11 protein-coding genes and 5 pseudogenes are annotated in these 23,123 nt (G+C 57.5%); 11 read left to right on the forward strand and 5 right to left on the reverse strand.

What is annotated here, in order from left to right; genetic code table 11:
- Positions 1–9 precede the first annotated feature (9 nt).
- A complete protein-coding gene (locus P7644_RS09805) occupies positions 10–501 on the reverse strand; it encodes a JAB domain-containing protein (protein ID WP_404303091.1) in 492 nt (163 codons plus the stop codon).
- A gap of 1,215 nt (positions 502–1,716) precedes the next feature.
- Here P7644_RS09805 and P7644_RS09810 point away from each other — a divergent pair.
- The 5 genes and pseudogenes from P7644_RS09810 to P7644_RS09830 form a co-directional block, all read left to right on the forward strand.
- Positions 1,717–1,839 (forward strand): annotated as a pseudogene (locus P7644_RS09810) (DUF1153 domain-containing protein); the annotation flags it as partial.
- A gap of 58 nt (positions 1,840–1,897) precedes the next feature.
- A protein-coding gene (locus P7644_RS09815; RefSeq protein WP_404303169.1) for an IS3 family transposase occupies positions 1,898–3,084 on the forward strand; the annotation gives its coding sequence in 2 pieces (ribosomal slippage) (positions 1,898–2,192 and positions 2,192–3,084; 1,188 coding nt in all).
- 26 nt (positions 3,085–3,110) lie between these two features.
- Positions 3,111–3,311, forward strand: a pseudogene (locus P7644_RS09820) (DUF1153 domain-containing protein); the annotation flags it as partial.
- Between the two features lie 155 nt (positions 3,312–3,466).
- A pseudogene (locus P7644_RS09825) lies at positions 3,467–3,751 on the forward strand (IS3 family transposase); the annotation flags it as partial.
- A 190-nt stretch (positions 3,752–3,941) separates the two neighbouring features.
- Positions 3,942–4,163 carry an integrase core domain-containing protein gene (locus P7644_RS09830; RefSeq protein WP_404303092.1) on the forward strand — a complete coding sequence of 74 codons (222 nt, stop codon included), beginning with the start codon at positions 3,942–3,944 and terminating at the stop codon, positions 4,161–4,163.
- Here P7644_RS09830 and P7644_RS09835 read toward each other — a convergent pair.
- The 4 genes and pseudogenes from P7644_RS09835 to P7644_RS09850 form a co-directional block, all read right to left on the reverse strand.
- Positions 4,160–4,369, reverse strand: coding sequence for a hypothetical protein (locus P7644_RS09835; protein WP_404303093.1), 210 nt, complete (start codon positions 4,367–4,369; stop codon positions 4,160–4,162). The two genes, P7644_RS09830 and P7644_RS09835, sit on opposite strands and share 4 nt — an antisense overlap.
- A 2-nt stretch (positions 4,370–4,371) precedes the next feature.
- Positions 4,372–6,018: a hypothetical protein gene (locus P7644_RS09840; protein WP_404303094.1), complete on the reverse strand. Its 1,647-nt coding sequence runs from the start codon at positions 6,016–6,018 to the stop codon at positions 4,372–4,374.
- A gap of 67 nt (positions 6,019–6,085) precedes the next feature.
- Positions 6,086–7,383 (reverse strand): annotated as a pseudogene (locus tag P7644_RS09845) (ISL3 family transposase).
- 305 nt (positions 7,384–7,688) lie between these two features.
- Positions 7,689–8,180 carry a DUF4113 domain-containing protein gene (locus P7644_RS09850; RefSeq protein ID WP_404303095.1) on the reverse strand — a complete coding sequence of 164 codons (492 nt, stop codon included), beginning with the start codon at positions 8,178–8,180 and terminating at the stop codon, positions 7,689–7,691.
- Between the two features lie 242 nt (positions 8,181–8,422).
- Between P7644_RS09850 and P7644_RS09855 the strand changes: the two are divergent.
- The 6 genes and pseudogenes from P7644_RS09855 to P7644_RS09880 all read left to right on the forward strand — a co-directional run.
- Positions 8,423–8,485 (forward strand): annotated as a pseudogene (locus P7644_RS09855) (hypothetical protein); the annotation flags it as partial.
- 96 nt (positions 8,486–8,581) lie between these two features.
- A protein-coding gene (locus P7644_RS09860; RefSeq protein WP_404303171.1) for an IS5 family transposase occupies positions 8,582–9,380 on the forward strand; the annotation gives its coding sequence in 2 pieces (ribosomal slippage) (positions 8,582–8,853 and positions 8,852–9,380; 801 coding nt in all).
- Between the two features lie 546 nt (positions 9,381–9,926).
- The gene (locus P7644_RS09865) at positions 9,927–11,237 is read left to right on the forward strand and encodes a DNA cytosine methyltransferase (RefSeq protein WP_404303097.1); all 1,311 of its coding nucleotides are present in this window, start codon (positions 9,927–9,929) and stop codon (positions 11,235–11,237) included.
- 137 nt (positions 11,238–11,374) lie between these two features.
- A complete protein-coding gene (locus P7644_RS09870) occupies positions 11,375–14,209 on the forward strand; it encodes a hypothetical protein (RefSeq protein ID WP_404303098.1) in 2,835 nt (944 codons plus the stop codon).
- Between the two features lie 135 nt (positions 14,210–14,344).
- Positions 14,345–17,119, forward strand: a complete 2,775-nt coding sequence (locus P7644_RS09875) for a hypothetical protein (protein ID WP_404303099.1) — start codon at positions 14,345–14,347, stop codon at positions 17,117–17,119.
- On the forward strand, positions 17,116–23,112 hold the full coding sequence (locus P7644_RS09880; RefSeq protein ID WP_404303101.1) for a DEAD/DEAH box helicase: 5,997 nt from the start codon (positions 17,116–17,118) through the stop codon (positions 23,110–23,112). Before P7644_RS09875 ends, P7644_RS09880 begins: the two co-directional genes overlap by 4 nt.
- The last annotated feature ends 11 nt before the right edge of the window (positions 23,113–23,123 follow it).

The raw sequence follows: 23,123 nt of genomic DNA on the forward strand, positions 1-23,123 counted from the left end.
TGGGTGGCTTTACATCAGTCCGCGCTCTGCGAAGCTGACGACCGTGCTACGGGTCACGATGAAGTGGTCCAGTACTCGTAGATCGACCAATGCCAGTGCCGACTTGAGGACTCCCGTCAGTGCTTCATCAGCCATGGATGGCTCCGCATAATTACTGGGGTGGTTGTGGGTGAGGATCACGCTGGCCGCATGGCGCCCCAACGCTTCCATCACCACCTCCCTTGGATAGACCGATTTTTGGGTGAGGGTGCCCCGAAACATCTCGACAACGTCAAGAACGCGGTTCTGTGTATCCAGAAAAATGACGGTAAAAACTTCGTAGGGACGATCGGCTAGCAGCAGACGAAGATATTCGCGAACCATATCTGGAGAGACCAATACATCTGCTTCGCAGACTTTGCACGCAAGTAGGTCCAGAGCCTGCTGCACAAGTTCGGGGCGGGTGTAGTAAGTGTTGGGGCTTATGGCATGAATTTGTCCATGTTGGAGGGAGGTTGGCATTGGGGCTCCAGAAATGAAAAGCCCCGCAGACGAATCACGCGGGGCTGGAAAAGCAAAGAGGCAGCGAAAGGCTTCAAGATGACTTTTCACTGAATTCTTAATCGCAGTCGAGACAGTGCAAATTGTCCAGAAGGTTTTGATCGACCGAGCGACCCGCAGTGGAACCGACTGCGCAGCCCACGGCTCCGCCGAAGAGTCCCCCTAGAATGGCGCCCCCCAAACCGCCAAGTACCAGTCCTACAGGCCCAGCGACAGAACCCACGGATGCGCCGAGTTGCGCGCCACCGTAGGCCCCAGAGGCACCACTGACTGCGCCTGCTGCCGTACCAATGGCGCCACCCGTCTTTCTGGCGGTATTTTTGGTTTCAATGTGAGTGGATCCGCACCGAGGGCAAATGTTTGACATGTTTGTTTGTCCTTAAAATAGTAAATACGAGGAAATAGTCAATGCTTCCCATTTGTGGGGATAAGCATTGATCGCGGCCACATAGCAGTCTGAGGAAGCTGGGGCTTTGCTTTTTGATGCCTTAATAAAACAGACCCCCCAGACCTGATGGTCTGGGGGGTCTGTTCGATCAGCGGTGTTGTCAGAATGTCGAAAAACTCCCGAAGAAGTCAATGAATGAGCTTTGGGTTGGTCGATCCAATCCTTTCATCCAAATAAGCGATTTTGGGTCGCTTGGTGATGATGGTCTTTTGAATGACTTTCCTTGAGAATGAAATTAGAAATTCTGACAAACCCGAAGGCATGATTGCTTTGTGGTTCATTAATAGTATATGTGGGTCAAATGTTTTAGAAAGGGGTAATCATCTTGGTGATGCGATAGGGGGGTAATGTATGTGCCAATATCAATGTTGACCTTTGGTTGTTGGGTCTGATTGCTTAGATTTTTTGAAGTATCCGCGTCGTTGGGGGGATATGATTCGCCGAGTGATATGAGCAGGCGGGGGGCAACGCGCGTATCGCTACTGGTTGGATGAGCGCAGAGAATGGAGAAGCTGGCAGAGTGTTATGAAATCGTGGCTACAGCCAATATCCGTTCGTCGACGGGCAGTATGAGCAGTGCGAAGGCCAGGAAACAGCCAGCTCAAGACCATTGGCAACCGCTCGTAGTCCCGCGCCAGTCGGCAAAAAAGCGCTAGCAGCCAAAGCTGCGCATGACTGTATTGACCTAGTGAATTCCTGCTCAGGTGTTAACGTTGAAGGAAACGACGATGAGCACCCTGATGGAAGACGACATCAAGCGCTGGACAGCCAAGCGTAAAACCGCTCTGGTCCTGGACATCCTCCAGGGCAAGACCATGATCTCGGAGGCCAGTCGGGCCTTCGATCTCAACCTGACCCTGCCTCGATTTCACGTACAGCAAGAAGTTGGAAACTTCAAAGGTACGGAGAATCGAGATAAAAGAAGGCAGGCTGCCCAAGAGGCAGTACACAGAGGAATTCAAGGGTGAAGCCGTCAGGCTTGCGGGCTCGGTCGGCGGCCACGAAGCGGCACGTCGGCTGGGCATCCCGGTGGCGACGTTGGGCAACTGGTCCAGACGGCGCAGCGCATCGGGTGATGGGGCTAGCGCACCGGTGCCTGCAGACGCCCTGGTGCGCCGTCCCGTCAGCGAGTTGGAGGCGGAGAACACTCGCCTGCGCAGGGAACTTTCCGAAGCCAAGCTGGATGTGGAAATCCTGCGAAAAGCGACGGCGTACTTCGCCAGGGGGTCGCGATGAAGTACGCCTGGATCGACGAGCATCGCGACCAGTACACCGTCAGCCAGTTGTGCCGCGTGCTGGAGGTTTCTCGCAGCGGCTACTGCCAGTGGCGCGTGCGCCCACCCAGCACTCGGACGCTGGCCAACCAGGCCTTGGATGCCAAGGTGGCGACCATCCACGAGGCCAGCCGCCGAAGTTACGGGCGGCCTCGGATCGTTCAGAGTCTTCGTCAGCAAGGAGAGGTCGTCAGTGCCGAGCGGGTTCGCAAGAGCCTGCAGCGCCAGGGGCTGCGGCCGGTGTACCGAAGGCCCTTCATGGTGACCACCGACTCGGCCCACCGCCTGCCGGTGGCTGCGAACCTGCTGGATCGCCGCTTCGATGGCTGGCAGCCCAATCAGGCATGGGTGGCGGACATCACGTACGTGCCCACCGGCGAGGGCTGGCTGTACCTAGCAGCGGTGATGGACCTGGCGGGGCGGCGCATCGTGGGCTGGTCGATGTCCGAGGTCATTGACGCCAGCCTGGTGTGCACGGCACTGAAATCGGCCTGGTGGCAGCGCAAGCCGGCCAAGGGTCTGCTGGTACACACCGATCGCGGGTCGCAATATGCGGGTAGGCGCTATCGGGCGTTGGCGGCTGATCTGGGCGTCACGATGTCTATGAGCAGGAAGGCCAACGCCTGGGACAACGCGCCGATGGAGAGTTTCTTCAAGACGCTGAAAGTCGAGCGCATCTACCAGATACGCTACGACACGCGGGCGCAGGCCAGGCTGGACATCGTCGACTGGATCGAGGGCTGGTATAACCGCCAGCGCCTGCACTCGGCCAACGGCTTCCTCGCCCCTGTGAAGTGGGAGAACGCCCGCTTGGCTGCATGACTTGATGTACGTGGAAACGAGGCAGGGTCAACCCATCTGAGGTGGAGCAGTGGGTCGATGAAGGCAAACGCGGCATGGAGAACGCCCTGCGCAGCAAGCCCCTGGAAGTCAAGGAGCAGTACGAGAAGCAGCTGCGTGAACCGCAGGGGGCCTATGGCGAAGCCATGCTGGAGCTGCGTGCCAGGAAAAAGCTGGCGTCCCTGCTGGGCAACGAGGACGAGAAATGATCCTCAGCCTTCAGCAGGGATTGGCTGAAGATGGATTCAAGGTCAGCCTGGTCAAGCTGTGCCAGTGGTTTGAGGTACCCCGGCGCACGATGTGCTACCGCAGCACCAAGGCGGCACCGAAGGTGCGGGAGCACTTCGCCCGCCCCATTAAGGCCATGATCGAAGAGAACCCGTCCTTCGGCTACCGCACAGTGGCGCACCTTCTGGGATTCAACAAAAACACCGTGCAGCGCATCTTCCAGATCCAAGGCTGGCAGGTGCGCAAACGCCCAGTGGGCTTCAGGCCTCGCATCCAGGCCTTGCCATCGGTGGCCAAGGCACCTGATGAACGCTGGGCCACGGACCTGTGCCGGGCATGGACGGGGCGCGATGGCTGGGCGTCACTGGCCCTGATGATCGACTGCTACAGCCGTGAACTGCTGGGCTGGCACCTGAGCCGCAGCGGGCGCTCCAAGACGGCAGAGGCCGCGTTGGAGCAAGCCTTGATCCTGCCTGGGCAAGGTCAGGCATCCGTTCCTGCTGAGGTCCGACAACGGCCTGGTGTTCACCAGCCGCAGCTACACAGCCTTGGTCAAAAGCTACGGGCTGCAGCAGGAGTTCATCACTCCGTACAGCCCGGAGCAAAACGGCATGGTCGAGCGCGTGATCCGCACGCTCAAGGACCAATGCGTGCACCGACACCGGTTCGAAACCCTGCAACACGCCAGCCGCGTGATCGCCGACTGGATCGGTTGGTACAACCATCGGCGCCCTCACCAGGCGCTGGATATGAAGCCCTCCGCTGAGGCTTATGCTTTAGCGGCCTGGCCTGTGCAGGTTCAGCTTGGTCAATACATCGACTCACCCTATTAATCATTTTTTCGCGCTAATTCATCCAGATGTTCTTCATAGTGTGTGATTTTTTCTAATTTTCGAGCGCCAAACAACGCCCAGATTGCGGCGATGAACCATAAAAATCCAGAAGCTTGAAGGGCTAGCGCAACGCCGGCTCTGATTGGCTGGCTGCGTTTGACAAATATCACAAATGGGAAAAAAATCGCTAACAGATAATTAATCAAAACTACCTCCACTCATGAGAAAATTTATCGAGGAGCCTCCGGATTTGCTCGGCGAGCTTGTTGATAATCTCCTTGTTCTTGTTGGTGCCCGCAAACGAGCTTTTTGAATCCGACTGGATCAACAGCACTGCCGAACTCGCTTCCTCCTCGCCACCTATCTGGATCCTGAACGATTCACCCCAGGATAGCAAACTCACTGAAGATTTTCCCTCGAGTACACCGGATGCCTCATCCGCTCGAATCAACTTCATGCCGCTTGTGCCTTCTATTACAATCTTGGCTGCCCGAATAACCTTATTTTTGTTATATGGGCATTCATTTATCCATAGAAAACCACGCCGTCCTAAAGTATCTCGTAGTTTTTGCGACTGTTTCTGTGCATAGTCGGCATTGAATCGAGATGTATACTGAATGCCATCGACCGTGCATTGCCTCATATCCAGCTTTTTGCGGACTTGGGTGGCCCAATCTGAAAAGTGGCTATAGCCTATTTTCTGTGCATATTTCTCTAGGGTGGCTAGATTCTGATCGCATTCCGAAGGGGTTCGTAGTTGATACTTCGCTGCTTCCAGTTGGAATTCCTTTTCTCTCGCTGCATCAAGCAGTTCTTTCAGGTCTTTCTCGCCTCCTGAGTATCCAATATTATTTGCAAATTCGCGAAATAAACTTATGTTGGACTGAATTGCGACGATGCTGGAAAGGTTTGCCTCATTAAGCTTTGATTGAAATATTTTTTCTTTTTCATCTGCAAGAATCGAGATTCCAAAATACTCTGCTATTTCGTCCAGTTTGCCGGCATCTGCGCCAAATCTGGTTAGTAAAAGTGTGTAGATTCTTTCGTTGTAAGGGTATGTGGTGAAAAGGCTGAGAATTTGTTTTTGGATATCAGTCTTGGGAATTCTGTCATTTTCGACATTGGTTATAATGGCGCTTGCCTTCTCTATTTCTTCCTTGGTGTAGGTGTGAATTGCTCCGTTGTAGCGTTCCTTTAGTGCGTCAGTAACTGCCTCTTTGCTCGCCAAAATGATGCTGCACACAGCAGAGTCGAGGGCTTTGACGGTTTTTGGGTTTTTAAAAATCTCGTCTTTCTTTATGGAGTTTTCTATGGCTGTTACGCCCTTTGCCATCATGTTGAAAATACCGTGACCAATATTGTCGACCGCGTTGCTAAAATTGGCGTAGCTCTGTGGACTGCGGTAGCCATTTTTCATTGATGGTGCTGGTCCGAAACCAACCATTTTGTCTCTATTTAATCGGCGCTGAGTTCTGTAAGCGTCCTTTTGGGCGGTTGCATGTACGATGGATTCGTATTGATAGGCTATTATTTCAAAATATTCATCCCAGATTTCGTATTTGCCTAAATATTTTTTTGTAAATCCTTGCTCATCAACGTCGTAGATGGAGTTTTCTGTAAGGATGTCTAATGCGGTTTTTACAGATTCGGATAGTACATCTTGGGCAAGTTTTTCTGAATTTTCGTAAACGTCATCAAGATTTTCAAAAATTTTATAGAAATCATTAATGATTCTATTGTGCCAATTTTTTTCAATAGGATTGAATATCCTATGGATTGAATTCGCAAAAACTCTAGTTGCAGGAAGGTCTATGATGTGCCCGTATAGTTCGATCCGATACGATTGCATATTCATTTTTTCTCCTAGTGGGGTAATGCCAAGCACAGTGTCTCTATGCCGTTTTGTGTGGAAAGCGAAAGTTTCATCTGACGGTCGCAGGCGCGAACGAATGGGCCGGTTGATGCGTGAGTTTGGACATGCGCAGGTAGACGATGGCGATGAAGTTGGTGCTGGTGCGAAAGCCCTGTGCAGCGCGCTTGGCCTGCTGCAGCAGGCCGTTCATCGCTCCGACAATGGCGTTGCTGCGGTGATCGTTCAGGCCCCGGACCACGGCGTCGAAGCGGCCCTTGAGGCAGGCCGTCAGCTTCTTGAACGGATCGAGCCCGCAGCGGCTGGCCCAACTGAGCCAGATGCGCAGGTCGCCACCCGTCTGATCGGGGCTGATGTGCGCTCCGGCACGGGCGTACACCTCGCGCAGCGCCATCTTCAGCCGCCAGGCCCGCGCGCTGTTGAGCGCTGAATGCTGCAACCAGTGCATCGCCTTGACCTGCCCGCTGACTCTAGCCAGGCGGGTTGCGCCGCATGACCCACATCAGCTGCTTGAGTATCGTGCGGTCGCCCCGACCCAGAGCCTCGCGCACGGCGGAGGCGTCTTGCGCCATCTCCGCGCGCCGAACCTGATCCATCGCCGCCATGGCCATTGCCACGACATGAAAGCCGTCGTAGCTGATCTGCGCCTGCGGCAGCGCCAGAGCCACGCCCTTGGCATAGGCTGCGCTCATGTCCATGCACGCATGCCGCACCTGAGCCGGATCGCCTCCCTGGGCCTTGAGGTCTGCGGCGAAGTCGATCACCGATCTGGTGTTCGCGTCCCTGGGTGGAAAACAACAGTCGCTTGGCATCCATGTCGTGAACCACGGTGATGTAGTTTTGGTTGCGACGCAGGCTGGTCTCGTCGATGCCAATGAGTTGCACGCCGGCAAAGTTCTTCAAGGCACGGGCTTGCTCGACATAGTGCTCGATGCGACGCCACAACTGCTTGTCCGCGCAGCGCAACAGGCCCGCTGCCTGACGGACCGGAAACTGCCGGAAAAGCGCCATGACCAAGGCCTCGAAGGCTGCCGTGAAGCCTGAGCCCGGGCGAGCCCAGGGCATCAACATCTGGGTGGTCTTGCCGCAGCCACTGCACGCGATGCGCGGCACGTCACAATGCAGCCAAGCCTCAAACTGGAAGAAGTCCAAGTGGCGCCAGGACCGGCGCAGTCGATCATGAACGGGTTGTGCAGCAGCGCCACAAGCCGGGCATGCCAACGCGCTGCCATGGCAGCCGATCTCGAAATCAATGCGGCGATTGACGGTATCGAGCTTGACGTCCTCGACCACCCACGGCAACTGCAGACCCAGTGCGCTTGTGAACGGCGCTTCAACTCCATCGCTCATCAGTCCTTCCTTTGCCAAACATCCGCCCCGTGGGCATGTGGACAGGCCAACACGCGACCTCCCCACATGCCCACCGGGCTCCACTATCGGGCTTCATTTTGAATGTTGCATTCCATACGAAACGACGAAGGGTCCTGTTGGGCCTACGGGGACGACGTCCCATAGCAAATAGTCATCGTCCAGCTTGGATTCGAGACGCTCCGAGAGGCGCCTCTCTCCGGACGTCATTCGCGAAACGCACGCGCTTGGCGAAGGAATCAATGTCGCCATACTCCATGCCCTGTTACTGATTGTTATTTGAGCAATTATGACGGAGTGATAGGGTGCAGACGACCACTCGACGTTCCAAGGCGGAACCTTCCCTTCAGGATGTGCTCCTGCGCATTCGTGACTGGTCCGAGCACCTTCCATCTGGATCTGACCACAGCCACCTCATCCCAATGCGTCGTGTACTGCTGCGTGCGCCGCTCCTGCCGTCGCCCCCTGGCGCGGAGGTGATCATCCAGCCTCGTGCTGGCTACATGCACCGTGCCCCGGCCAAAGCGCCCGTTGAGGCCATCCAGCGCCGCCATGAGACGACTGTTGTCCTTGGGGGCGTCGTCCAGATCCAGCTCGCCCTGCTGCACCGTGTCGGGCACCAGATCAAGCAGCATCACGCTGGCCTGATGTCTCTTCGCTGCACGGATGATCGAGCGTAGGTCCGAGAGCATGGGCTCGAAGCAGCCCGCATCCACCCAGCGTCGGCTCTGCTGGTAGACGGTCTCCCAGGGGGTAAATCGTTGGGCGGCAGGCGCCACCGGGTGGCGGCTCGCACGTGTCAGCGCTAGGCATTGAAGACCTTGAAAATTTTGAACTATCCTGTCAAGGGTTGCCGAAAATTGGTCCCAACCATGTCTACAAGCCCCAGTGAGGGAGAAATCCTCACCATCAAGCAGGTCGCTGACTACCTGAAGGTCACGGAGCGCACGATCTACCGCCTGCCCACGCAGGTGAGCCGGAACTGATCAACCACGGCAAAGACACCCACCCCAAGGCCAGATTGCAGGCCATGGCGACCGGGTACAAGGAGACATCCGACGGCCCAACCCTGATGGGGAAGATTGGCATCCAGGCCATACGTGCCGCCTGTCCGCACTTTGCCGCCTGGCTGACTCGTTTAGAACCTGTTCACGATCTTTTCCCAAGAGAGAATGGCGGGGTGAGAAGCAAGAAGTACCCCAGCGACATCACGCGCGAGCAGTTCGCGCGGATCAGCCCCTTGCTGGAGCGGGCGCGCAAAAAGACCAAGCCGCGCACCGTGGACCTTTACGAGGTGTGGTGCGCCGTGCTGTACCTGCTGCGAACGGGCTGCCAATGGCGGGCATTGCCCAGCGACTTTCCCAAGTGGCGCACGGTGCATTCGTACTTCGCCCAATGGAGTGAGCCCGACGATGCGGGCGTGAGCCTGCTGCAGCGGGCACTCAAAAAATCAGGTTGGCGCGGCCCGAGAGAAACTGGGGCGCAGCGCTTGCAGCGCGCTCTTGATCGTGGACGCGCAGAGCGTGAAGAACACGGACACAGCGGCCCTGAAAGGCTATGACGCAGGCAAGAAGGTCTCGGGGATCAAGCGCCACATTGCGGTGGACACGCAAGGCCTGCCGCACGCCGTGGCGCTGACCACGGCCAACGTCACGGATCGCAAGGGGGCGTTGCAGGCACTGCAGCGCTGCAAGCCGCACTTGAGCGCAGTGCAAAGTCTGCTGGCCGACAGCGACTATGTGGGCCAGCCCTTTGCTCAAGGCGTGCGCGAGATCCTGGGCGGGCATGTGACGGTGCAGATTGCCAAGCGCAGCGAACTGCACACCTTTCAGGTCCTGCCCAAACGCTGGATCGTTGAGCGCAGCTTTGCCTGGCTGGACAAGAACAGGCGGCTGTGGAAGAACTGCGAGCGCAAACTCAACACCAGCTTGCAGTTCGTTCACCTTGCATTCCTGGCCTTGCTTCTGCGGAGATCATGAACAGGTTCTTAGAGGCCTTGGGGGCGAATCCTAATGGCGAGCGATACAGGCTGTCTTTGAGGTCTTTTGCACCTTGTTCGGCGTATTCAGGGCATCTGCCTTGGTGCTCTCATAGAAGGTATATGTGGCCCAAAACCTTTAGGAACGGGAATGCATCAGTCTGGCTTGTGCCAAATGCGATGCACAGAAAAGAGGGCAAAAACGGGCACGAGCCGTGCGAGCCATTGTTGGCGCCCAAAACGACTCTTGCCGGCCAAGCGTTGGATCAGGGTAATCACGTGTTCGACGATTTTTCACTTTTGACCAATGCGCTTCGCGAGGTTGTCGCACTGCCAGACGTTGCTCTGCGCGTTCTCGTACCTGCGATCTGGTCGACGGGGTCTGCATGCGGCATACTCCCCATAAATACAGCACGGACAGTGGGGAGAGCGGCGGTAATGAGCGCGAGCTGTGCCATGGCTGGGTGTTTTCGTTGATGCCTTGGCTCCTAGCGGCTTTCGCAGGCTTTTAGCCGGCGCTAGGCGCTTCCCGTCGCGGGACATAAAAATGAAATTTATAGACTTGTTCGCGGGCTGCGGCGGGTTGTCGCTCGGCCTTACGCAAGCCGGGATGAGCGGCGTGTTTGCTATCGAACGCGACGCAATGGCATTTAGGACCTTTGCAGCCAACTTTGTTGGAACTTCCGCGGCCAGCTCTATGCCCTTTGAATGGCCTGATTGGCTCGAAAAGAAGGCGTGGGGCATTGACGACCTGCTCGATCTTCATGCCGGTGAATTGCAGGGTCTCCGCGGTTCAGTTCAAGTGATCGCGGGGGGGCCTCCTTGCCAGGGCTTTAGCACGGCGGGGAGGCGGAACGAAGACGATCCTCGGAACCAAATGTTCCTGAGGTACGCGAAGGTCGTCGACGCAGTTCGCCCCCTCGGTCTGATCCTTGAGAACGTTCCTGGAATGAAGATCGCGCACGCCAAGAAGTCATCGGGTGCCGCGACGAGCCACGGGGCAGAGTCCTACTACGAGAAGGCCAAAGCGACACTCGAGGCCATTGGATACGACGTACTCGGTCAGGTACTTCATGCGGATCGTTTCGGCGTGCCGCAACGGAGGCCTCGCTTGATCGTCATTGGGATTCGCCGTGATCTGGCGTTTTTCCTTGAGGGCGGTGCCTCGCGCGTGTTCGCGATCATCGAGGAACAAAGGAAAGCGCATCTTGTCCGCTTGGGCCTTGAGGAACAGATATCGGCTGCGGACGCGATCTCTGACTTGGAAATGTCACATCGAGGGACAACGCCATGTCTCGACGAGGAGTCGCCTAAGGGATTCTCGGAAATCGTTTACCACCGGCCGTCGACGAACTACCAGCGCCTTATGCATGCAGGGCATGAGGGCAAGCCGATGAATAGCATGCGGTTGGCTCGCCATCGGGACGATGTGACGCAACGGTTTTCAAAAATACTGGCTGCAGCGCCGCGCGGTGTTCGCATGAATGAATCGCTTCGGGAGCAGTTTGGCCTTCGCAAGCATCGAATCTATCCAATGGCAGCCGGAGATCCCGCGCCGACCATGACCACTCTTCCCGATGACGTCTTGCACTACGGCGCTCCGCGCATCCTGACCGTGCGCGAGACGGCGAGACTGCAATCCTTCCCGGATTGGTTTGTGTTCTTGGGCAAATACACGACCGGAGGTCATCTACGAACCAAAGAATGCCCGCGGTATACACAGGTTGGCAACGCCGTTCCGCCGCTGCTTGCTCGAGCCATTGGTCACGCGATGTCAGTCGCGCTCGGTGAAGCTGAGGCAGCACTTCTTGCCCACTCCGCCTCGTTGCGGGAGAAGGTTGAACTCCAACATGCTTGAGTATCTGCGGTGATGTCAACGGACTTGGGCGATGCACTGCCTATCGTCTGGTGCGATTCATATCGCGCCGCGGTTCTTTGTGTATCCAGACGGCGACCACTGATGCGCAAGGCGCTTTGTACGAGCTGAGTGGGCAGATGAGTCAAGCAGAATCGCTCGCTCGAGACAAGGTTGCCTCAGCGGATTGGTCATTGGCCGATTGGAATGCGGCGCTCATTCGACAAATCTTCATGCGGCCTGAGCGCGCTTCGACTAGTCTTAGTCGTGTCGATACCACCGGCCGGTTACTTCGAAAAGTCGCTGGGGAAGCCGACGGGGAGGTTGCAAAGCGGCGCTTTATTGCTGCATTCGGCGACGATCCGGCCCGAATCAAGAGCCAATACATCTGGTCACAGTCGATCCCTGCTATTACACAGCGAGATGGAATTCCGCCAACATTCGCTGCCCTATACCTCACGCTCTTGGCCGCGAGTGCGGATGACAGCACGTTCGAAGACGGAAACTTCCGGAACAGATTCTCGAAGCTGTTGGGTTGTCCCGATCTTGCTACGTTTGGATTTGGGGAATTGCCGAGGCTCTGGCTGCACTTTGCTGAATGGACGCGATCCCGTCAACGGAGTAAGCGAGACTGCGCCCGACTATTGCTGCCAGATCCACACCACGAGAAGCTGATCGGCCAGTCGAAACGGCTCGCGTTCCCGACGTATCGCGATGAGTTGCAGCTTCGAGCGACGTTGAAGAAGAGCGGTCTGGACTCCGACGCCAGCTTTGCTTCGGTGAGCTCAGTGGTGCATGCGCGCCTCACGGCGTTCAGCAGCAACTTTCGGGAAGAGTTGACTACCTTCCATCAGTTCGTCGCAAGAGGGCGACAGTTGGAAGCATACGAGAGCCCGTTTTGGGGGGCGATAAGGGACATCCGGCAGGAGAGCGAGGAAGAGCGGGCAGAGGCTTATGGACGATTCTGCATACTGCTGGATGCTTCCGACCCTAGAAATCTCGAGTACTGCCTGCTCTCTGACAGCCGCGGCCTGCGATCAATGGCTGAAGGTGAGCGCATCGTTCTTGATAGACCGCAGGGGAGTTATTGCCTCATGTGGCGGGATCCAGCCGGAACGCTGGCGATTGATGCCATCGCAGCAAGAGCGGCCCAGCATCGTGATCTCGCGCGCTCTCGTGTCGGCACCGCACTTCTGGCTGGGTGCGTCGTGTTCTTCCCTAACTCGGTCGGCCGTTTGACGACGGACGGCGAGTACTACGACAACGGCCCTGTGGCACTCGTCAGTCGCCTTGAATACTCCGACCGGCTCACCGCGACATGCCGCGAGCTTGGAGTCAGATGGCTTGGTGCTTCCGCGCATGATGCGAATGGCGAGTGGAGAACGATGGTTTTTCCGTCGATTGGCCGCGCTTCTCTCGATCGCCTATCCGCGCTCTTGCCTCAGGTTGCCAAGGGGCTTGCGAGAAGTAGCTGGCGGCCTCCGCGTCCGAGGTTGAGCGGTGGCGCTTGGTTTGGCCAGGCGTTGCTGCTAAACCCAGCGAGCAATCCGGTAGTGCACATGGAGGACTGCGAGGCAGGCCGATTTGCTCTAATCGATGAGACAGGCAGGGAGATCAGCGCAGGCGCACTCGTCGTGATGGGCGACGGACTTTGCATTCCTCCTGCCATGCTGGTTGATGCTCGACAAATTGCCGCCTGCCGCTATGTGTTGGAACTCGGAGCGGACAGAGAGAGCGTCTTAGAAGTGCCAGTTGTGACAGAAATTCCTAGCCTGGACTGTCGACAGGTCGGGGACCGTGGCGCGTGGTTGTCTGATGGGCCGAATGGATCCCTATCGAGCCTTGAGCTCTTGCGTCCCCTTCCTAGGACCGTAGTTGACCTTGCGCGTCAACGTCCTTTGACTGGCGCCTGGCCGCTGCTCGAGCCGACATCTACCGCTTCGATTGCGCCCTGTGCACCTGTGAAACAAAGCCAACCTCAACAACCATTTGGTTGGCTCACTGAAGTGCTCGCACTTAGGTATGCGAGGCGTACAAGCCTACCATTTAGCGAGCTCCGATCGCATCTCGATATGGTGGCAGCAGCGACCGACATTTCGCCCTGGGTAGTCAGGCGGCTCCTACTGGCGGGGTGTTGGCTACGATCTGTTGAAAGGCGAACTTCGCCGTTTCCTACACTGACCCTCGCAGACCGGATGATTTCTTGCAGAAGCGTGAATGGGCGATCGGTCGCGCGAATATCTGGCATGTTTCAAGAGGCTGAGCTCCGCGACTTGAAGCAGGCGCTCCATCCAACGGAGAGCATCAGCAGAATTGGATCCGATGAACTACAAGCCGTAATTGGTTGCCTTGAAGTTTCTTTCGACTCCATGCATCGGGCTCGTGAGATGGCGAACCGTCATGACCTCATCTGGATCGAGCAAGAGGCTCCGTGGAACCCGATGGCTGGCATGCTATTGCCGACTAGCGAGATTGGTTTTCGCGAAGTCATGCGACCTAATCTCTTGTTGGAAGAATGGGATTGCAAAGCGCGCCTTTGGCTCGAGGCTAGGGCTGTGACGGAGGAGCCTGCGCTCGGAGCTCTATTCAAGGCACAAGGCAATCAGAGAAACACCTTTTGGATTAAATCCAAAGACGGGTTCTTTGCTACCGACAGCAGTTCATGGGCTTGGCTCGTACACACACTGGAAATCGAAGGATCGCTTGGCAGACTTTCGGTGAACGGCGACGTGTCTTGGTCTGAAAGAATCATGTCCTTGCCGAGCACCCTGTGCAGATGGTGGTTACATCTGGGAGGGGGGTGCGTCGGCATCGACTCCCAAGGAGCCTTGGTGTTCATAGGAGGGAGTGCCAAGTCCATTTGGGAGGGTGTGGCAATTCGCACACCTGATCACCCGGCGATTCTCGCAGAGGCTTATCGTTGTTTTGAGCGGAGGGCGCTGGCACTGAGAATTCGTCGAAGGCGTCCGAGCTAGGGGCGGTCGTCGCGCATAGCGTCAAGATCGCGTCCGAGTTAGAGGGTCTTCGAATCGGAGTCAGCAGAAGTCACCAAAAAACAGGGGAGTGAGATGAACGGTACGAGAGGCGTTGCAAAGCAGAGGTTGAAGCTCATGTTCACCGATGGGCCTGATGACCACGAATTGCTTCGATGCATCAATGCAGTTAAGAAGAAGCTGGTGGCAGCTGGCGCCAAGGCTGATAACCTTCCCACGAAGGCTGAGCAGATCGTTGAGTTCGTGGCAGGACTGCGCCCTAACGCGATGGACGTCGTGCGGGAGTGGTTCAGGAGAAATTCCAGTCCCGCCGACCGCGCCCAGTTGACCGATGCGCTTGCGACGATTGAGTTGGGCGTATCCGCCTCGGAAGCAGCCAGCCTAGGCAAGGAGTTCTGGCGTGCTGTCCTCCTAGAGTTCGTTAAGGCGGACGTTGCCCCAGGAGTGAAGGACTTCCTCGGTGGTAAGCAGCCGGAGGCGGTCGTCGAGGCGGAAAGTTCAGCGTCGCCAGACACTATGCCAAGACTCACGACCTCTGAGGACGCCGACGCATGCTTGGCCATCGCTTCAGGCAATCAAACCGCCTATGCCGGCCGATTCCTGCCGACGCTTGTCAGCGGCATCATTTCTGCACTTTCGGGAGATCGTGCAGAGGCCGACAAGGTAGTGACGCTCTTCGAGGGTGATGCTGATCCTGTCATCAAGAGATTCTCCAATGTCGTCTCATCCATCGGCCAAAGGCGCATTCGCCCTGCGAATCCTGGGTTCCAGATGCGTGAGCGACGCAACTTCACCGACTTGGAGCTGGACGATCCGCAGGCGTATCCAGTTTTCGGGCACGTCAAGAGCGTCCTTGCGACAGGACAAATCTTCGTCAAAGTCACCGGATTGGTCATCGACGGCGACCTAGTACTCCTGTCGCCTGAACAGGCACGCGAGCTTTTTCCGATCCATGGCGACGTGACTGGATTTTTCAGCGTGGTCGGAGGCGGATGGAAAGCCTCTAGGGAAGGCATCTGGCGAGTCGAACATCGCAGCAGTGAAAAAAGTGCTCACTATGTGATCGTGGAGGAGTTGGCGCGAGCCTACGAGGTGGTGCAAGTACCTTTCAATTCCAATGATCCAGATGCGATCCGGGGCTGGTTAACCGCTAGCTACAAAGGGCGTGATGAGGTACTTCCGGTCTTCCAAACTTTGGATCGCCTGATTTTCAAACTGCCTGGGGATGCGAGCAATCCTGCCAAGTTCAACTTCGACACGCCTCTCGACTCCTACGCGTCGCACTCAGCGGCGCGCACTGCTGATGGACGGGTCGTGTCGATCGATCCATTCCCTGCGTCTAATCAACGGTTCGACTGTGCGCCTGCGACCACCTGGATAAAGCGCCTTCTGCGGGAGGGGGCTGCAGTTGGAGGTTTTCCGGTCCTCACGAAGGCGCAGGTTGGCGCACTTGTCGACTTTGTATCCAGCAAGGCGGATCCTTCTACAACGAGCTCCTACCGCCGCGCTCAAGCCAGCCTTGAAGCTTCTTTCGATACACGAGCAGAAATCGAAGAAGCCATCGGCTTGCTGCTCGAGATTCCGCGCGTGAAAGAGGCAATAGAGCATGAGAAGAAGGCGGCAGTGGAGGCGCTTAGACAAGACAAGGAGGGATTGGCAAGTGAAGTCGAGGACCTGCGCTCCAAGAAGCGCGAGCTCCTCGGTGAGATTGAGAAACAGCGAAAGTCTCACCAGACTGAATTGGAGCGACTCAAGAAGGCGGCGCATTCGCAGGAGTTGGATCTAGAGCGACGCATGAAGGCCGTCTTCGAGCGTGCCGGCAAGGATGGTGCCGAGACGCTTGCCCAGGTGTCTCTGATCCGAGCCTTGCTGTCGCCGGGCACGCCTACGGCTGTCCAGCATCTGTCGCAGACCGCGCCGCCAGCACCTGTGATCCCTGTCAGTGTTGCCATTCCAGAGACTAATCCTCTCTCGCTGACGACCGCGAGTGAACTGAAGCGTGCCATTAACCGCACAGCGGGGGCCACAGGGCTCAGCGACATGTTGTTGTCCAGTGTGGTTTCGGCATGCATCGCGACGAGTGTTGTCGGGCTCATAGGTGGCCGGCGCGGTCGAGTCACCACTGCACTAGCGGACACGTTGGCCGGGGGAGTTACTTGCGAGGTCTCGATCACCGGGGACATGTTTGGCATCGGTGACCTAATGAAGGCTCCAGCCGTCGTGTGTGCCTTGGGTTCGACCTCCGCTCTTTCGTTGGGCGACTTCCTCGACCTTCGGAGCGCGACTGGATGTGCTTCCGTCATCGAGCTCCTGGGGGTCAATCGAGCGCCTCCCGAAACACTACTTCCGGAGTTGCTTGCGCTGGGCCAGGCCCCTAAGCCTGGCATTGGCTGGATCGACAGGAAAGGCGAAATGAGGTGCACGCACTTTGTGGGGCCCACCGTCTTCCTACTTTCCTTTGTCGATGGTAAGTCGACGTTCCCGTTGCCAGCAACTCTCGCCAGCGCCATTCCGTTGATTCAAGTTGACCATGGCTGGTTGGGCGAGGGCATCGCGACTCATGCTCCGGTGAGACCCAGCATCGTAAAGACGGCGGGTTGGTGTGGCCTACCCGAAATCGGAGAGGCCTTGGCCGGAGTTCCCGCCGATTCCGCTGCGCCAGAGGGTGGCGAAGCACGTTTCGCTGAGGCCGCTTCATGTCTAGGTGTTGAAAGAAGCGATGCAATCGCGCATGGCTTGCTGGCGTTCCGGATTGGCCGGGAAGACCGATCCACGATTGAGGCACGCCTTCCGGCTGGCTCAGCCGATTTAGATGTGTACTTGAAGGCGTTCGAGTCAATCGAAATTGCGTCACTTGCTAACCAACTCTTTGAGCCGGAAATTGCAGCATGAGAAATCCCGTAGAAACCTTCGAGTCGATTCGAGATTTCTATATCACCTACCTCGAGACTGCATTCCGCATCGGGCATCCGCTGATCCAGACCGAGCGGCGCAAGCTGCTCGAGCAAGTCGGCACGTTGTGCGCAGAGCTCTACGTCGAACCAATGCCAAGATATCTGGACTACGGTCTGGATGTGGGGGACCTTCGTGGCGACGACGGAGGGCATACGTGGCTTCCAGGCTTTAATGCTTCGCAACGTGAAGCCTTCGTTGACATTTGCCTTGGCGGCCTGCTGCCCCGGCACGATGTTGATCCCCGGAAGGGTAAGTTCAAGCTGTATACGCATCAGCTGGAAATGCTTCGCAAGGGTGTCGTATCGGGAACTCCCGGGATAGTGACGTCGGGAACCGGCTCTGGCAAAACCGAGTCCTTCCTACTGCCCATTCTTGCCCAGATTGCCCACGAGGCCTGCTCTTGGCCCAAGCTTGGCGGCGCACCAGCATGGACGCCCTGGTGGCGGGGCGCGGGCGTCGAACCAAGCTTCATGCGAGATGCCCCCTTCGAGCACCCGGCTAGACCCAAGGCAGTTCGTGCACTCATCCTCTACCCCATGAATGCCTTAGTAGAGGATCAACTCGTTCGGATGCGGAAGGCGCTCGATTCCGACGAGGCGCGAGCCGCTATGGACGCCCACCTTGGGGGAAATCGAATCTATTTTGGTCGCTACACCGGTGCAACCAAGGTGACGGGTTGGTTGAAGCATCCGCGCACCAATAAGACTAGCCAAAAGATAGATAGCCTGCGTGAATACCTCAACGGGCTCGAAGCCACCTATGAAGCTGCGGTGGCACAGGGCATCGCTACGGGTGACGAATCTCTCCCGTTCAATTTCCCTCGAACGCCGGGCGCGGAGGTTGTCACGCGCTGGGACATGCAGCGCCACCCACCTGACATTCTCATTACAAACACCAGCATGTTATCTACCATGCTGGTGCGCGAAGTAGATGAGCCAATCTTCGCGCAAACGAAGAAGTGGCTGGAGAGCGATCCCGACGCTTATTTCTTTCTGGTCCTCGACGAGCTGCACTTGCAGCGCGGATCGGCAGGGACTGAGGTTAGCTATCTACTGCGGAACCTCCTCACGCAGCTGGGACTTTCTGATCCCAAGAACAGGCACAAGCTTCGAATCCTTGCCTCCAGCGCATCGCTCCCCGTCGACGGTCCGGCCGCCCGGCAGAGCATCGAATACCTTTGGGGCATGTTCGGCGACAGCGGCATGCCGGCTGGCGGAACAGAGGTAGATTGGGCTGGAAGCATCGTTGGCGGCACGATGGCGACGCGCGCAGCCAAGCCATTCAAGGGTGACTTGGCCAAGTTGTGTGAAGCCGTTCGCTCCCTGATCGACAAAAACCAGCCGGACACTGCGGCGTGTCTCGCCACTGACGCTTGGCGTGAGCTCGCTTCAGGACTTAACTGCCTATCGGGATCGGAGGACCTCGAGACAATGGTTCTGCATGCGGTGGCTTCAGCTGCGGAACTGTTGGAGGACGGCTGCGCGGAGCCTGGCAAATCGCCCCGCGCAACTTCGATGAGTGAGATCGGGCGACGCCTCTTCGGATCGCGGCCGCAGGCGCTCGAAGGGGTCAAGGCTCTGGCATGGGTCCGCTCATGCACTGATTCGTGGTCAACGCTGTTTGGCAGGCGACTTGATCCAGCGGTTTCGCTACCTCGCTTCCGAATGCATGCATTCCTGCGAGCCATCGAAGGGTTGTTCGTTGCACCTAGGCCCGCGCCGTTGGCTCTGCCCAGAGATGAGAGAGGGCGCTTGCTGTACGGAGACCTCTCGGTGGATGCAGGCTCCCGATATGGCAGTCAAAAGCATGAGGGTAGGCCGGCAAGACAGGTTGACATGCTGTATTGCGAATGCTGCGGCACGCTCTTCTTGGGTGGAAAAAGGTCCGCTTCATCTGGCAACGGTGGTCGTGTCGAACTGCTTCCCAACGACCCGGACACGGAGAGCTTGCCAGAGCGGGCCAAGGCCAACATCGTCGAGCAGCGCACCGCTCTGGACTACTCGCTCTTCATGCCCACGGTCGAACGTTTCTGGCCGCTGGGCAGCGACGAAATCTCGGAAGACGATTCGCAGGGGCGATGGCGCGAGGCTGAGTTTGATCCATTCACTGCGACGATCACTCCAGCGGGGCTGGCTGGCGCGCTGAACGACGACAGGATCCCTGGATGGGAATATGTCGTCAACGAAGGTAACTTCAGGCCAAACGAGAAGAGGAAGCAACCAGCCATCGACTCGCCCGGCACGGCGTTGCCGTTCCAATGTCCAGCCTGTGGTACTTCCTACAAGCATGGGAAAGGAAAATCATCGCCTGTGCGGGGCTTCAGGGTCGGTTTCGCAAAGACTACGCAGCTCCTCGCAAGCACGATGATGAGCGACCTGCAGCGGTCGAGCAAAAACGAGCGTCTGGTCACGTTCTCCGACAGTCGACAGGATGCGGCCAAGGCAGCCTTTGACTTGGAAGGAGGCCATCACGACGATACCAGGCGAGAAATCGTTATCCGAGAGATCGAACGGATCTATCAGTCGAGACCATCTCCAGAAGACACTGATCGGCGTTTCCAGGAGGTCGCGGCTCGCATGCGTGAGCTGGACGAAAAAGAAGGTAGCGGCGGCCACTTAACCGACGAGGAGGTCCGCGAATACGAGGCGCTTAACGAAGAACGGAATAGGCTGCGGCAGCTGCGTAGCGGAGCGTTGGGCGACAGCATTGCTCTGAACGAGATTCTCGAGCCAGAAAGCCCGAAGGCCGGAGCGACGGTTCGAGGCCTTTTAGGTTCGCTCGTGACCGCAGGCATCCACCCGACCGACCGCTCAGGCATCCACCCCGTACCGAAGCCGACGAGCAGTGAACGGAGCTCTGTTACGTTTGCATGGCAACAACTCTTCACAAGAGGATCTCCAGGCGTTTGGCACTGGCGGACGAGCCATCCTCACGAAGAGGAGCTCAAGCGAGCTCGGTACGAGATTTCGTTGGATCTGGAGAGGCTCGCGGGGCAGACGATCTTCAGCAAGACTTATTTCGCCGTGGAAGAGGCCGGATGGGGATATCCCTGCCTTCCGATTAACTCGGGCACTACGCGTGCTGACATGGCAACTTTCGACGCCATGCTCCGCGTACTTGCCGACGCGAACCGCGTTTTGCCGTCCCAGTACGCCAGCAGCAATGATCCGTGGCAAAGCGCAGCCGATGTAGCGAAACGGAATAGGCTATGGCGTTTCGCGGCCGAACGCTGCAGTCAGCTGGGCGGAGCACCTCTCGACTTGATTGCTTCCTTCCTAGAAAGGTTGCAGGCCGCGGGCCATCAAGGGGGCTTGATTTCCATCGCGAAGCTCCATATCCGTCCAGTCAGCAAGGAGAACCCATTCTTCCGCTGCAAAAACTGTGGGCGCGTCCACCTTCACTTCGGGGCAGGACTATGCACGCGTTGCTTTGCCCCGCTCGACGAGCAGCCAAGCGGTACTGCTGCCGAGCTGAGGAGCGATAACTTCCTTGGGAAGCGAATCGAAATGTCGCCACGCGTTCGACGAATGCGTTCTGAGGAATTGACTGGCATGACCACGAACCCAGCGGCTCGGCTGCGTCGGTTCAAGGGCATCCTGATCGCAGATGAAGACGACATCCTTCCATCCGGTTTGCCTGGCCTCGAGCCAGACAAGGCCTTGGATCGGGAGGCCAGGGTCGTGGATGTTCTCTCTGTGACGACGACCATGGAGGTCGGCGTGGACATCGGGGATCTGCGTGCGGTCTTCCAAGCCAACATGCCGCCACAGCGGTTCAACTATCAGCAGCGTGTAGGTCGAGCAGGCCGTCGTGGGCAGGCCTTCGCCTTCGTACTGACCGTCTGCCGCAGCAAGAGCCACGACTTGCACTACTTCAGGCACCCCGAGCAAATCACCGGGGATGCGCCGCCGCCTCCATTCTTGACTACAGGCCTCGCAATGATTGCGCAACGTCTGGTCAGGAAGTTCTGGCTTGTGGAGGCCTTCAAGGTACTGCGCATGAAGTTCAGCAGTCCTGGGAGGAAGTGGCCACTCGACAGCCATAGTGGTAAGCCGGATAACCATGGGGAGTTTTTCAGCGTGGAATGGCTGCGCGAGCCGGCCAATCGCGCCAGCTGGCTTCCGAGAATCAGGGACGCCCTTGCCGGTACGGCGCCGGCTCGCGATTCTTTCGCGGCGTTTTGCGCACATGGTGACTTCGCAAGAGCACGGGCGATACTCGATTCTCTCGACACACCTTCACTCTTGGTCGACATCGAGAGGGTCATCGACGATCCGTCGATGCTCGAAAAGGGATTGGCCGAGGCGCTGGCCGAGCATGGCAAGTTCCCGATGTATGGCATGCCCACTCGCACCAGAACTTTACTTACAAGGCCTATCGATGCGAAGGACGTCGGCACTACGCGATTCGCCGAAATGGATCGAGATCTCGATGTCGCCATCCAGGAGTTCTCACCGGGTAGGTATTTGGTCCAAGACAAGCGGAAGTACTTCACTGCGGGGTATGCCGGTGCGCTCGTGCCAAGCTGGGACCGCACCAAGTTCAACGCGATGCCATCTGATTTGGGCGAGCGACGGGATATGGTGCAGTGTCCTGTCTGCGAGTCATGGTCTACGGTGCTCGAAGCCGCCGAGCAATGCAAAGCCTGCGACGCTGTCATCGCGCAAGCACCGGTACACAGGTGTTTCGTGCCTCGAGGGTTCATCACGACCCTTGTCGCCAAACATGCAGAAGAAGACGGGGATGAGTCCTTCTCCAAGGCTAGCCGCACGTCAATCGCGGAAGCAAAAGTGGTAGCCGCAGACAGCGTCTCCAATTCGAATCTCGGAATCGAACTTAGCCGCCAGGCATGGGTCCATCGCCTCAATCGAGGCGAATTCAAGGACTCTGGTTGGACGGGTTTCAGTGCCAAGAAAGGATCGCTGCGGGTTCCCTACAGGAGCATGGGCCAGCTCAAGACACTCTGGGCGAACGACGTTTGGATCGACGATCAGGCATTTGACCTTGACGCGGGCGAGGAGTCGATCCGGGGACGTTTCAAAGGCAACGGCGAGGCGCAACCGCCGTTCTACCTTGCCTCGCCCAAGATCACCGATTCGCTGTCCCTGCTGATCGCGCGTGTTCCCGACGCCCTTTCGTTGCTTCGGTCCCCGGAAATGGGCGGCGGCTCCATGCTGTTGTCCTCGGCGTTTAGGGCGGGAGCATTGTCCGCCTGCTTCCTCATAGTTAACTACGCATCGAGACAGCTTCTGGACATCGACCCGGAAGAAATTGAGGTATTGGAGCCTCGTGTGCAACGCTTTAGCGACGGGCGAGTTCTTCCAGTCCTGCAGATGGCCGACCAGCTCGTGAACGGCTCTGGCTTGTGCGATAGGCTTGCCCAGCCCGGCCTGTCTGGGGAACCAATCGTCCTTGAGGTTATGCGAGAGATCGTGGGCAATCGCGCTCAATCGCCCCTCGCTGAGTTGATGGAGTCGACACACCGTGAACGATGCTTCCAAGGGTGCTACAGGTGCCTTCATCGGTATGGCAACCAGCCGTACCATGGTTTGCTGGATTGGCGCCTCGGCCTTGACGTCATACAGCTGATGCTGGACCCGAGCTACGTTGCTGGACTTGGGGGAAGCTTCTCGACCCCGGGGATCGAGGATTGGCGCGAGCAAGCGCTCAAGCTGGCCAAGGAAGCCGCCTTGCTGTTTGGAACGGAAGCGAGGATGGTTGGCGACGTGCCGATCATCGGGCTTGGGGGAAACGGTGTTGCTGCTGTCTTGCATCCGTTCTGGAACAAGGACTTGGCATTAGAGCGCAATCCAGCCCTGGAAGCTCTGTATCTTGAAACAGCGAACATGTCCTGGACGACCACGTTCGAGTTGTCTCGCCGCATGGGTGAGGTAATGTTCAGACTGAGAGCTGGCAATGAACCGGAATAGGGCCTCGTGCG

Origin of the sequence: Alicycliphilus denitrificans, assembly GCF_044792555.1 — a bacterium.
Taxonomy (GTDB): domain Bacteria; phylum Pseudomonadota; class Gammaproteobacteria; order Burkholderiales; family Burkholderiaceae_C; genus Alicycliphilus; species Alicycliphilus denitrificans_A.

Coding starts and splice junctions, on each gene's coding strand:
- P7644_RS09805 (WP_404303091.1), bottom strand. CDS start 501: ATGCCAACCTCCCTCCAACATGGACAAATTCATGCCATAAGCCCCAAC.
- P7644_RS09830 (WP_404303092.1), top strand. CDS start 3,942: ATGGTCGAGCGCGTGATCCGCACGCTCAAGGACCAATGCGTGCACCGA.
- P7644_RS09840 (WP_404303094.1), bottom strand. CDS start 6,018: ATGAATATGCAATCGTATCGGATCGAACTATACGGGCACATCATAGAC.
- P7644_RS09865 (WP_404303097.1), top strand. CDS start 9,927: ATGAAATTTATAGACTTGTTCGCGGGCTGCGGCGGGTTGTCGCTCGGC.
- P7644_RS09870 (WP_404303098.1), top strand. CDS start 11,375: ATGAGTCAAGCAGAATCGCTCGCTCGAGACAAGGTTGCCTCAGCGGAT.
- P7644_RS09875 (WP_404303099.1), top strand. CDS start 14,345: ATGTTCACCGATGGGCCTGATGACCACGAATTGCTTCGATGCATCAAT.
- P7644_RS09880 (WP_404303101.1), top strand. CDS start 17,116: ATGAGAAATCCCGTAGAAACCTTCGAGTCGATTCGAGATTTCTATATC.